The following is an 11,962-nucleotide window of genomic DNA, read 5'->3' as shown; positions in this document are numbered from 1 at the left end:
ACGGGCCGGTCAGCCCGTCAGCCGCAGCCCCGAGCAGCCGCGCCGCTCGACCTGGTCCTCGGCGAAGCTCCTCAGCAGCCTGCGCCGCTCCGCCTTCCCGACGCCGGGGACCCCGTCCGAGGCGTCGACGGCGAAGTTGGCGGCCTCGCCGTCACAGCGGGCCGTCGCCGTCATCGAGCGGAGCGCACCGTCGATGGAGACCACACGGTTGCTCCAGTCGCCGTACCAGGCCGCGAACCGCATCTCCTGCGAGGCCGCGTCGGTGCCGGTCGTCAGGTCGCAACGCCCCGCCGGAGCCTTGTTGTTCATCAGCACCGCGACACGCCATCGATCGGCATGGGGCACCCGCGCGCGCGTCGCCCAGCCGCAGGCGGTGTCGCCGGCCCGGGAGACCGGGATCGCCGCCGGTGGCTGCTCCGAATCCGGCGGTGCGATGTCACCCTTCGGCACCGCGAGCGCTCCGGCACCGCAACCGAGCCGGTGCGAGGCGGAGTTGACGAGGGCGACGGCGGTCTCGTACGCGGCATGGGTGGTGTGTGCCGAGGCGCGGCCCAGGGTGACGCTCGCCAGCAGCTTTCGCTGCCTGCCCTCGGCGTCCTTGCCCAGGGCCGGGCACCGCAGCAAGAACTGGAGGTCGCCGAAGTCGTCCATGAACCCGGGCAGTCCGTCGGCCAGCGGCCGCTGGGCGGAGAACCCCTCTTGCGGAAAGGCGTCCAGGAACACACCGTCCTGGTCGTCGCGCCGGGTGTAGGCGTTCATCCGGACCACGAGCCTGTAGCCCCCGTCCCCCTGGAAGCGCAGGCTGCACATGTAGTCGCCCAGGCGCTCGTGGGACGCCGCGTCCGCCTTGGTGAGATGGCCGCCGGGCGCGGCCAGTTGACGTACCGCACCGGCGGGCAGAGCCCCGTCGCAGGCCGTGCGTACCAGCCACCAGTCCTTGACGTACGGCATGGCGAACCACCCGCCCAGGGCCAGGACGGCCGCCACCGCCATCGCCGCCCTCATCCAGCGCCGCATCGATACGCCCCCGTAGCGCAGTCGTCCGACAAGAGCCCGCGAGGCTCTTGCGTTACGACCGCGAACCCTATCGACCGCCGTGCGCCGGGCCGCCGCCGGGTGTCAGCGCGCCTCGGCGGCCTTCAGCTGCTCGACCGTCGGCGCCGTGCCGCCGAGGTGCGCCGGCAGCCACCAGGAGTCCTCCGTGCCCTTGGGGCGCGTGGGGTAGGAGCGCTGCGCGGCGTCGAGGAGTTCCTGGACGCGCTCGCGCAGGCGGCGGCTGATGGCCCCCGCGTACTGGTCGCGCGGGGCCTCGAACGGCTCGCCGACCCGGATGGCGATCGGGGTGTGGCTGCGCTTGAAGTTGCGCGGATGGCCCTTGGTCCACAGTCGCTGCGTGCCCCACACCGCCATCGGGACGAGCGGGACGCCCGCTTCCTGGGCGAGACGGGCCGCGCCCGACTTGAAGCTCTTCAGAGTGAAGGACTGCGAGATGGTGGCCTCGGGGAACACCCCGACGACCTCGCCGGAGCGCAGCGAGTCCAGTGCGTGCGCGTAGGCCGCGTCGCCCTGCTTGCGGTCCACCGGGATGTGCTTCATCCCGCGCATCAGCGGTCCGGACACCTTGTGCCGGAAGACCGACTCCTTCGCCATGAAGCGCACCAGGCGCTTCTGCGGCAGGGCCGCCAGGCCGTTGAAGACGAAGTCCAGGTAGCTGATGTGATTGCTCACCAGCACGGCGCCGCCCGAGTGCGGGATGTTCTCCGACCCCTGGCAGTCGATCTTCAGGTCCCAGGCCTTGAACAGCGTCTTGGCGAGACCGATGACGGGACGGTAGACCAACTCTGCCATGGGCGGGGTGGACCCTTTCTGCTCTGCTCGGGAAAGGGGTTCCCGGCGGGAAAGTTACGCAGCCGTAGGTATACGGCGTCTCGCAGATCGTGCCCGAAGAACGGACAGGTAGCCAGTCCTGGTGCCTCGCGGCGGCGAGATCCTCGTCACGTCGGCCTAGTGCCCCACCTCGGTTCTTCGAAGCCCAGCCACTTCATTCCGCGCGTACCGTGACCCTCTTCAGGAGCAGGAACATCTCGCACCCCAGGCAGTACCCGAACGCGGCGTTGAGGAAGGCTGCCGCGAGCGCCGCCCCGGTCGCCGCGAGTCCCAGCCAGGCCGGGCCCACGGTGAACCCGACGAGCCCGAGCCCGGCGAACGTCAGCCCCACCGCCTGCGCGAACCGCGGCGGTTCGGGGGCCTCGAACTCCGTCGGCGGCCCGAGGCGCGGCCGCACGAGGGTCCGGAACAGCCACCCGTAGGGCGAGCGGCTCACCCCGCCTGCCGCGCCCAGTGCGAAGGCCAGGGTCTGCCAGGCAAGTACCCAGGCGCTCCGCGTGATCAGCGCCACCGCCAGCACGACCGTCGTCAGGACCGCGCCGAAGCGCGGCCCCCTCGCATCGATGTCCATGAACGAAGCATTCCGCAGCCCACGCCCCTGAGGGAGGCGGGAATCTTTGCAGTTTCGTGAATGCTTGTGCAGATGATGACCGGACTGGTGGTGTGCGTGGCGGTGCTCGCCGTGGCGAGCGCCTACGGAGTGCTGCACAAGCGGCGGAGCGGGAGGATGCGGGTGCGCGGGCGGGACGACGGCAAGCGGCTCCGAGCGGCCGAGCTGGGCGGCGAACTGGGCGAGCGGGCCACGCTCGTGCAGTTCTCCAGCGCGTTCTGCGCACCCTGCAGAGCCACCCGGCGGGTGCTCGGCGAGGTGGCCCTGATGGTCCCCGGCGTGACCCACGTCGAGATCGACGCCGAGGCCCACCTGGACCTGGTGCGCGAGCTGGAGATCCTCAAGACGCCCACCGTGCTGGTCCTCGACGCGGACGGCCGGGTGGTGCGGCGGGCCACCGGCCAGCCCCGCAAGGCCGATGTGATCGCGGCGCTGGGCGAGGCGGTCTGAGGGGCCGGGGCGCACGGTGAGGCATCTCCCAGATCCCGGAACGAACTTGACTGTGTGCGCCACCTATCGTCAGCCTGACCGTATGCCGACGGAACTCCTTCTCTTCGAGCGGGTCCACGTGGACCTGGCCCGCACCGCGAGCGCGCGCTGTCCGAGCTGCTGAGCAGCCACGGAACCTCCCCCACTCTCGGCTCCGCTGGAGCGGGGGACCCCCATCCCCCGCCTCGCAGAAGGACAACGGCATGACGGCCACGCCCGACCTCGGCACCTTCCAGCTCGCCTCTCCCGACCTGCTGCGCTCCACCTTCCGCCGGCACGCCGCCGGTGTCGCGGTGATCACCGCGCGTGGCTCCCACGGCCCGGTCGGCTTCACCGCCACCTCCCTCACCTCGGTCTCCGCCGACCCCCCGCTCGTCTCCTTCGGCATCGGGACGGGAGCCTCCAGCTGGCCGGCCGTCGCCGAGACCGAGCACGTCGGCATCCACATACTCGGCGAGCACCAGAGCGACCTGGCCGCCACCTTCGCCCGCAGCGGGGCCGACCGCTTCGGCGCGCCCACCTCTTGGCGGGAGGGCCCGGAAGGCGTACCCGTCCTGGACGACGTGCCGGCCTGGCTGGTGTGCCGGATCGTCGGGCGTGTCCCGGCCGGTGATCACCGGATCGTGCTCGCCGAGGTGGTCCTCGGCGACTCCACGGGGGCCGGACGACCCCTGCTGTACCACCAGGGCCGCTTCAACGGCCTGCGGGATTGATCACGCGCGCTCGTCCTGCGAAGCCGTTGAGTTCCGGTTACGCTGCGTTGCGAAGGTCACAGTTCAAAGCGCTTGCTTAGCGGGCATGAACTGGGTGTACTGACGAGTAATATTTCGGTCGGAGCGCGCGGACGCCCCGACCGGGATCGGCCGCTTGAGGCGCCTATGCTGCCTGCAAGAGGCAGCCCGGAAATGACGATGCAGTAGGAGAGCCGGCGTGAGCTTGAGGATCGTTGTCACTGTGAAGTACGTGCCCGACGCCACTGGCGACCGGCACTTCGCCGATGACCTGACCGTCGACCGCGACGATGTGGACGGTCTGCTCTCCGAACTGGACGAGTACGCGGTCGAGCAGGCGCTGCAGATCTCGGACGACGCGGACGACGCCGAGGTCACTGTCCTGACCATCGGCCCCGAGGACGCCAAGGACGCGCTCCGCAAGGCCCTCTCGATGGGTGCCGACAAGGCCATCCACGTCGAGGACGACGACCTGCACGGCACCGACGCCATCGGCACCTCCCTGGTGCTCGCCAAGGCGATCGAGAAGGCCGGTTTCGACCTGGTCATCTCCGGCATGGCCTCCACCGACGGCACCATGGGCGTCGTCCCGGCGCTGGTCGCCGAGCGTCTGGGCGTCCCGCAGGTCACCCTGCTCTCCGAGGTCTCCGTCGAGGACGGCACGGTCAAGGGCCGCCGTGACGGCGACGCCGCCAGCGAGCAGCTGGAGGCCTCCCTCCCGGCCGTCGTCTCCGTCACCGACCAGTCGGGCGAGGCGCGCTACCCGTCCTTCAAGGGCATCATGGCGGCCAAGAAGAAGCCGGTGGAGTCCTGGGACCTGTCCGACCTGGACATCGAGGCCGAGGAGGTCGGTCTCGACGGCGCGTTCACCAAGGTCGAGGCCGTGGCCGAGCGTCCGGCCCGCACGGCCGGCACCATCGTCAAGGACGAGGGCGAGGGCGGCAAGCAGCTCGCTGAGTTCCTCGCGAGCCAGAAGTTCATCTAAGGGCTCGCCCCCGCTGACCGCCCCTCAACTTCGTTACGCAGGAGAGCAATCCCATGGCTGAAGTCCTCGTCTACGTCGACCACGTGGACGGTGCCGTCCGCAAGCCCACCCTTGAGCTGCTGACCCTGGCCCGCCGCATCGGCGAGCCCGTCGCCGTCGCGCTGGGCAACGGCGCCGCCGACACCGCCGCCGCGCTCGCCGAGCACGGCGCGGTGAAGGTCCTCACCCACGAGGCCGCCGAGTACGCCGACTACCTGGTCGTCCCGAAGGTGGACGCCCTGCAGGCCGCCGTCGAGCAGGTTTCTCCGGCTGCCGTCCTTGTCCCGTCCTCCGCCGAGGGCAAGGAGATCGCCGCCCGTCTGGCGCTGCGCATCGGCTCCGGCATCATCACCGACGCCATCGACCTGGAGGCCGGCGACGAGGGCCCGGTGGCCACCCAGTCGGTGTTCGCCGCGTCCTTCACCACCAAGTCCCGCGTCATCAAGGGCACCCCGGTCATCACGGTCAAGCCGAACTCGGCCGCCGTCGAGGCCGCCCCGGCCGCAGGCGGCGTCGAGGCCCTGTCCGTCTCCTTCTCCGAGAAGGCGACCGGCACGAAGATCACCGGCCGCACGCCGCGTCAGTCGACCGGCCGTCCGGAGCTGACCGAGGCCGCGATCGTGGTCTCCGGCGGCCGTGGCGTCAACGGCGCCGAGAACTTCTCGATCATCGAGGCGCTCGCCGACTCCCTCGGCGCGGCCGTCGGTGCCTCGCGTGCCGCGGTGGACGCGGGCTGGTACCCGCACACCAACCAGGTCGGCCAGACCGGTAAGTCGGTCTCCCCGCAGCTGTACATCGCCAACGGCATCTCCGGCGCCATCCAGCACCGCGCCGGTATGCAGACCTCGAAGACGATCGTGGCGGTCAACAAGGACGCCGAGGCCCCGATCTTCGACCTGGTCGACTACGGCGTGGTCGGCGACCTCTTCGACGTCGTCCCGCAGCTCACCGAGGAGATCAAGACCCGCAAGGGCTGATCCCCGCCAGGCTGTACGAGGCCCCCGTGACCGCGCGCCGGTCACGGGGGCCTCGGCTCATCCCAGGGTGACCCATGCCTGCACGGGCAGGTGGTCGCTCGGGAACTGGCCGTTCCTGGAGAAGGTGCTGACGGACGCCCGCCGGGTCGTGACCCCCGGCGTGGACAGGATCCGGTCGATGCGGTCGCTGTTCGGGGTGAGGGGTCCGTAGCCGTGGAACGTGCCGTACAGCGCGCCGCGCCCGGCGGCGGTCTCCCAGGTGTCGACGAGTCCGGCGCCGGGCATCGCGTCGTAGACCGGGTTCTTGCGTGCGGCGACGTTGAAGTCGCCGGTCACCAGGGGCGGCAGTGAGCGGTCGAGGCCGTGGATCCGCTGTGCCGGCAGCGCGGCGCTGCGTTCCCGCGCGTGCCGGCTCGCGTGGTCGAAGTGGGTGTTCAGGACGTAGAACTCCCGTCCGTCGTCGAGCAGGTCGTGGAAACGGACCCAGGTGACGACGCGGGGGAAGGTGGCGCCCCAGGTGTTCGAGCCGATCGTCTCCGGGGTGTGGGAGAGCCAGAAGGTGTAGCTGCTGATAGAGGCCTTCCTGGGTGCCGATGACATGCGGGTGCTCGCGGCGCAGCAGTGCCCGCATCACCGGCCTGCGGACCGTCCAGCTGTTCGGCTCGGCGGTGCCGGCGAAGCGCAGGTTGAAGGACGCGATGCCCAGGGGGCGGACCTGGTGTTCCCGTGCCGAGGCGGACGGGGCGGACAGTGCTGTACTGGAGAGCGGCACGGTGACCGCTGCGGCCGACGCGGCCTTGACACCCAGACGGCGCGTGACTCGGCTGTGGCGGCACTGAGGCTCCTTCGGTGGAACGGCCGGCGAGTCGTGCGAGCCGGAGTGTGACGCCGCGCCACGAGATGAGCGTGAACATGACGAGATGGTCGAGTGGCACTCCATGGACATGGTGTTGACCATCCCGAAGGTCCCCGGATAACTTCATTCTACGGATTGTTGATTCCGTAGAGCGGAAATATGGAGGGTGTCGGATGGGTCAGCAAGAGAAGGTGGCGACGAGCCTCGCGGGCGCCGTCAGCGAGGAGATCAGCGCCTCCCTCGCGCCGGTCGACGCGGAGCTGGAGCGCCGCTACCCCGGCGACCCCGGCACCCGGCAGCCCGTCCACACCGTCTACGTCCCCGGTGACGCCTTCGCCGCAGACACCATCCGCTCCTGGGGCGACCAGGCCCTGGCCGCCCTCGACGAGCACGCCCCGGACGCGGCCTCCTTCGCGGCCGTCCTCGGCCTGTCCGACGAACTCGCCGAGCCCGTCTACTCCCGTGTCCGCGCCAAGCTGGAGCGCGAGCCCATCGAAGACCTGCGGGTCGACTTCGAGGACGGCTACGGACCCCGCCCCGACGCCGAGGAGGACGCGACGGCGGCCCGCGCGGCCCGCCTGATCTCCGAGGCGTACGAGAACAGCACGGCGGCCCCGTACATGGGCATCCGCATGAAGTGCATGGAGGCCGCCGTACGCGACCGGGGCATCCGCACCCTGGACGTCTTCCTCACCGGCCTCGTCGAGGCGGGCGGCCTGCCCGAGGGGCTGGTGCTGACGCTGCCGAAGGTGACGTACCCCGAGCAGGTCACCGCGTTCGTACGCCTTCTGGAGGCCTTCGAGAAGGTGCACGGCCTGGAGGCCGGGCGCCTCGGCTTCGAGATCCAGATCGAGACCAGCCAGTCCATCCTCGCCACCGACGGCACCGCGACCGTCGCCCGTATGATCCAGGCCGCCGAGGGCCGCGCCACCGGGCTGCACTACGGCACCTTCGACTACAGCGCCTGCCTCGGCGTCTCCGCCGCCTACCAGGCCAGCGACCACCCGGCCGCCGACCACGCCAAGGCCGTCATGCAGGTCGCCGCCGCGGGCACCGGCGTGCGCGTCTCGGACGGCTCGACCAACGTGCTGCCCGTCGGTCCGACCGCGAAGGTCCACGACGCCTGGCGCCTGCACTACGGCCTCACCCGCCGCGCCCTGGCCCGCGCGTACTACCAGGGCTGGGACATGCACCCCGGCCACATCCCGACCCGCTACGCGGCCGTCTTCGCCTTCTACCGCGAGGGCTTCGAGCAGGCGGCGGGCCGGCTCGCCCGGTACGCCAACCGGGCGGGCGGTGACGTCATGGACGAGCCCGCCACCGCCAAGGCCCTCAGCGGCTACCTGCTGCGCGGCCTGGACTGCGGCGCCCTCGACATCGCCGAGGTCGCCCGGCTCTCCGGTCTGACCCGGGCCGACCTGGAGGCCTTCGCCGCCCCGCGGCGCGGCGACCTGACGGCCTCGGGCAAGTAGCGGCCCTGTCACAGCGACGGCAACCGCCCCGCGCCATCACCCCCGCCCCGTAGTCTGGACGCCGCTCGGCGGCAGGACAGACGGAACTGAGGGAGCGAGGCGGCGGTGTCTGCGGGGGAGTACGGGCCGGAGGAGTACGCGCGGGGCGGGCACGGACCGGCGGAGCCGGGTGCGCGGGAGCGCGGACCCGGGGAGTACCGGCCGGGCGGGGCCGGAGCGGCCGAGCGCGAAGCCGCGCAGCACCGGCCACCGGCCGGCCACGGGTCCGCCGAGTACGGGCACGCGGACGGGGCCGGCCGGCTGCTCGCCGGGCGCTACCGGGTCACCGACCGGCTCGGGCGCGGTGGCATGGGTGTCGTGTGGCGGGCGGTCGACGAGGTCCTCGGCCGCGAGGTCGCCGTCAAGGAACTGCGCACCTTCACGGACGCCGCCGGCCCCGAACTCTCCGATCTGCGGCTGCGCATGCAGCGCGAGGCCCGCGCCGCCGCCCGGGTCCGCCACCCCGGCGTGGTCGCCGTGCACGACATCGCCGAGGGCGACGGCCGCCCGCTGATCGTCATGGAACTGATCGACGGGCCCTCCCTGGACGACGTCCTGCGCGAGCGCGGCACCCTCGAACCCCACGAGGCGGCCCGGATCGGCGCGGCGGTGACGGATGCCCTGGCCGCCGCCCACCGCGCCGGAGTCCTGCACCGCGACGTCAAGCCCGGCAACATCCTGCTGGACCGCTCCGGTCGGATCGTCCTGACCGACTTCGGCATCGCCACCATGGAGGATCCCGGCGACGGCTCGGCCACCCGTCTCACCCGCAGCGGCGAACTCGTCGGCTCCCTCGACTACTTGGCGCCCGAGCGTGCCCAGGGCGCCGACCCCGGCCCGGCCTCCGACGTCTGGGCCCTGGGCGCCACCCTGTACGCGGCCGTAGAGGGCGTCTCGCCGTTCCGCCGTACGTCCACCTACTCCACGCTCACCGCGATCGTCTCCGAACCGCTTCCCGAGCCCCGACGCGCGGGTCCGCTGGCTCCGGTTCTGCGGCGTCTGATGGACAAGCGCCCGGACGCGCGCCCCGACGCGGAAGAGGCCCGTGAGCTGCTCGGCGAGGCCGCGGGGACGAGGCCGCCGGACACCCCCACCGCCACCCTGCGCGACACCGCGCCACGCGCCTCCCGGGTCACGGAACACGGCGTGCCGCAGGTGCCGCCGGGCTTCGGCCCGGCGGCCACGGGCGCCGGCGTGCCGCCGACACGGGCCATGGGGCAGGCCGGTCCCGCCGGAGGGGGCCCCGGCGGCTTCGGCCCCGCCGGCGCCCCCACCCCGTACGCCGCGGCCCCCACCGGACCCATGACCACCGCCTCCGCCGCGCCCCGCCGCAAGGGCCGCGCCCTGCTCGCCGTCGTCGCCGTCACGGTCGTACTGGCCGCGGCCGGCGTCACCGTCGCCCTGCTGAACCACGAGGACGAGCCCCGGCAGACCGCGGCACCCACCGGCTCCCGCGGCGCGGCCGGCCCCGGCGGCCGTGCCGACACCGAGTGGTCCGCCCAGCCGGGGCCCACGGGCCACGGCACGGGGAAGAGCGCCGCGCCCACCGGCAAGGCGAGCGGCGGCGGCGACGGCAAGCCGTCCCGCCCCGCGTCCGCGTCCGCCTCCACCCCGGCCAAGGCCTCCAGCGGCCCCACACACGGCACACCGAGCCCTGCCGCTGCCTGCCGGACCGCCGGCGGCGGCACGTACGACTGCCAGGTCTGGCGCACTGCCAAGTCCTACTCCGCCTCCGGGGCCGAGGCCGGCGTCCTCGACGCGGGCACCGACTATTTCTACTGCCAGGCGAATCTGGGCCGCAGGGAGACCTACGGCCGGTGGACCAACGTCTGGTGGGCGAAGACCGACGACGACAGCGGCCACAAGGGCGTCTACGTCAGCGACGTCTACATCCAGGGTGGCGCGAACGACGCCCCGGTCCCGGGACTCCCGGTCTGCTGAGCCTCGGTGTACGGCTCCAGCCCGGACCGCGTCACCCACGCGTGCTCCGCGAACAGCCGTGTGCCCCGCGCGCACAGGGCGACGTCGGCACGGGCGCGGGCGCAGAACTCCTCCGGCGTGTCGCCGAACAGTTCCCTCAACGGGGCGGATCTGCCGAGGAGTTCGCTGATGAGGGCCTGCTGTCCGGGATGCCGGCGCGGCGCACCGCCGCCGTCGCGCAGCACCCCGTGCCGGTTGACGTACGAGTACACCCCGCGCAGGACCCGGCCGTCCGCCAACTCGGCGCGTACGTCCGGTGCGGGCAGCCAGGCCCGCTGGAAGTTGCCCTCGGGCAGCGGTACGCCCTCGCTGGCGTCGATCACGTCCAGCTGCGGCCGGTCCAGCCAGATGACGAACAACTCGCGTAACGCGCGAGGTGACTTGACGGGCGAGGCGGAGACGTAGCCCAGCCGGCTGACGTGCGCCGAGACACCCACGTCGACCCCGTGCACCCGAGCCCGCACCATCGGCAGCGGGGAGGTGATCCCGCACTCCGCCAGCTTGTGGCGCAGTTGTCCGGGGCAGGCGTTCGAGCCGACCGTGAGGACCGGTACCCGGTCCTCGTACACCAGGCGCTCCAGCGGCAGCATCCGGTCGCCGTGCAGCAGCCCGGAGTCGGCGGGCCAGGCGCCCGGGTAGAGCAGCGGGTGGTCGCGGGGGGCCTCGGCGAGGCCCAGTTCCTCCAGGGTGCGGCCGGTCACGGGCGGCTCACTCGGCGGGCGGCAGCTCGCCGGAGCCGCGGGTGATCAGGCGGGTCGGCAGCTCGATGCGCTCCGGTGCGACGAGTGTGCCCTCCAGCTGGCGGAAGAGGCGCTCGGCGGCGGTCCGGCCGAGAGCGGCCGCGTCCTGGGCGACGACCGTGACGCCCGGCTGGAGCAGATCGGCCAGCTCGATGTCGTCGAAGCCGACCAGGGCGACCTGGCGGGACCGCTCGGCGAGGACACGGATCACGGTGACCGTCACCCGGTTGTTGCCCGTGAAGATCGCGGTGACGGGGGAGGGACCCGAGAGCATCTCCTCGGCCGCCCGGCGCACTCGCACGGGATCCGTCTGGCCGAGGGACATCCACCGCTCCTCGACCGGTATCCCCGCGTCCTCCATCGCGGCCCGGTAGCCGCGCAGCCGCTCGGCCGCGGTGTGGATGCGGGGCATGTCGCCGATGAACCCGATCCGGCGGTGGCCGTGCGCGATCAGGTGGGCGACACCGTCGCGGGCACCGCCGTAGTTGTCGGACAGCACGACGTCGGCGTCGATCTTCCCGGCGGGGCGGTCCACGAACACGGTCGCCACCCCGGCCTTGATCTCCGGCTCCAGGTACCGGTGGTCGTCCCCGGCCGGGATCACCACGAGACCGTCCACCCGCCGTGCGCACAGCGCCAGCGCCAGCTCCTGCTCCCGCTCCGGGTCCTCGGCGCTGGAGCCGTTGATCAGCAGGGCGCCGTGGGCCCGGGCCACCTCCTCGACCGCGCGGCTCAGCGGGCCGTAGAAGGGGTCGGCGAGGTCCTCCAGGACCAGGCCGATGCTGGCCGTACGGCCTTTGCGCAGCACGCGTGCGCTGTCGTTGCGGCGGAAGCCGAGCGCGTCGATCGCCTCCTGGACGCGGCGCTCGGTGTCGGGCGTGACTCCGGGCTCGCCGTTGACCACGCGGGACACCGTCTTCAGGCCGACTCCGGCGCGCGCGGCCACGTCCTTCATCGTGGGACGGTTGCCGTAGCGGGTCCCGGAGAGGCTGTCCGTGTGGCGGTCTGCGCGGCGGGTGGTCTCGGGCACGATGCGCTGTCCTGTCCTGTCGTCTGTCATTTCCACGTAGGTGGTGCGACGACCCTTGGATTTGTATGAGGATGTGGCGTCGAGCATAGAGCCTGGACAACGTTGTCAGATGCGCGAGAGACTGTCC

General features: G+C 72.3%; 11 protein-coding genes and 1 pseudogene. 6 read left to right on the top strand and 6 right to left on the bottom strand.

Annotation, left to right across the window (positions count from 1 at the left end; genetic code table 11):
- Positions 1-9 precede the first annotated feature (9 nt).
- From AVL59_RS30025 to AVL59_RS30015, 3 genes are all read right to left on the bottom strand, one after another.
- Positions 10-1,017 carry a hypothetical protein gene (locus AVL59_RS30025; RefSeq protein ID WP_159400127.1) on the bottom strand — a complete coding sequence of 336 codons (1,008 nt, stop codon included), beginning with the start codon at positions 1,015-1,017 and terminating at the stop codon, positions 10-12.
- A 102-nt stretch (positions 1,018-1,119) separates the two neighbouring features.
- Positions 1,120-1,848: a lysophospholipid acyltransferase family protein gene (locus AVL59_RS30020; RefSeq protein WP_067310641.1), complete on the bottom strand. Its 729-nt coding sequence runs from the start codon at positions 1,846-1,848 to the stop codon at positions 1,120-1,122.
- Between the two features lie 193 nt (positions 1,849-2,041).
- Positions 2,042-2,458 carry a DUF4395 domain-containing protein gene (locus tag AVL59_RS30015; protein ID WP_067310639.1) on the bottom strand — a complete coding sequence of 139 codons (417 nt, stop codon included), beginning with the start codon at positions 2,456-2,458 and terminating at the stop codon, positions 2,042-2,044.
- A gap of 75 nt (positions 2,459-2,533) precedes the next feature.
- Here AVL59_RS30015 and AVL59_RS30010 point away from each other — a divergent pair, with 75 nt between their 5' ends.
- The 4 genes from AVL59_RS30010 to AVL59_RS29995 all read left to right on the top strand — a co-directional run bounded on the left by AVL59_RS30010 (position 2,534) and on the right by AVL59_RS29995 (position 5,718).
- Complete coding sequence (locus AVL59_RS30010) at positions 2,534-2,947, top strand: TlpA family protein disulfide reductase (RefSeq protein ID WP_067317943.1); 414 nt, start codon at positions 2,534-2,536, stop codon at positions 2,945-2,947.
- Between the two features lie 242 nt (positions 2,948-3,189).
- Entirely contained in the window at positions 3,190-3,699 is a 510-nt protein-coding gene (locus AVL59_RS30005; RefSeq protein WP_067310637.1) for a flavin reductase family protein, read from the top strand.
- 217 nt (positions 3,700-3,916) lie between these two features.
- Entirely contained in the window at positions 3,917-4,702 is a 786-nt protein-coding gene (locus AVL59_RS30000; protein WP_067310634.1) for an electron transfer flavoprotein subunit beta/FixA family protein, read from the top strand.
- A gap of 53 nt (positions 4,703-4,755) precedes the next feature.
- Positions 4,756-5,718, top strand: a complete 963-nt coding sequence (locus tag AVL59_RS29995) for an electron transfer flavoprotein subunit alpha/FixB family protein (protein WP_067310631.1) — start codon at positions 4,756-4,758, stop codon at positions 5,716-5,718.
- Positions 5,719-5,775: 57 nt separating this feature from the next.
- Here AVL59_RS29995 and AVL59_RS29990 read toward each other — a convergent pair.
- Positions 5,776-6,526: pseudogene (locus AVL59_RS29990) on the bottom strand (endonuclease/exonuclease/phosphatase family protein).
- A 221-nt stretch (positions 6,527-6,747) separates the two neighbouring features.
- Between AVL59_RS29990 and AVL59_RS29985 the strand changes: the two are divergent.
- Both AVL59_RS29985 and AVL59_RS29980 read left to right on the top strand, forming a co-directional pair.
- Positions 6,748-8,046 (top strand): DUF6986 family protein, encoded by a 1,299-nt coding sequence (locus tag AVL59_RS29985; protein WP_067310628.1) that lies wholly within the window; start codon positions 6,748-6,750, stop codon positions 8,044-8,046.
- A gap of 300 nt (positions 8,047-8,346) precedes the next feature.
- Positions 8,347-10,026 (top strand): serine/threonine-protein kinase, encoded by a 1,680-nt coding sequence (locus AVL59_RS29980; RefSeq protein WP_067317941.1) that lies wholly within the window; start codon positions 8,347-8,349, stop codon positions 10,024-10,026.
- Here AVL59_RS29980 and AVL59_RS29975 read toward each other — a convergent pair.
- The gene (locus AVL59_RS29975; RefSeq protein ID WP_067310626.1) at positions 9,972-10,766 is read right to left on the bottom strand and encodes a hypothetical protein; all 795 of its coding nucleotides are present in this window, start codon (positions 10,764-10,766) and stop codon (positions 9,972-9,974) included. The genes AVL59_RS29980 and AVL59_RS29975 overlap by 55 nt on opposite strands.
- 7 nt (positions 10,767-10,773) lie before the next feature.
- A complete protein-coding gene (locus tag AVL59_RS29970) occupies positions 10,774-11,835 on the bottom strand; it encodes a LacI family DNA-binding transcriptional regulator (protein WP_067310624.1) in 1,062 nt (353 codons plus the stop codon).
- Between the last annotated feature and the right edge of the window lie 127 nt (positions 11,836-11,962).

Source organism: Streptomyces griseochromogenes, assembly GCF_001542625.1.
Taxonomy (GTDB): domain Bacteria; phylum Actinomycetota; class Actinomycetes; order Streptomycetales; family Streptomycetaceae; genus Streptomyces; species Streptomyces griseochromogenes.
This window is presented reverse-complemented; position numbering and strand designations above follow the sequence as displayed.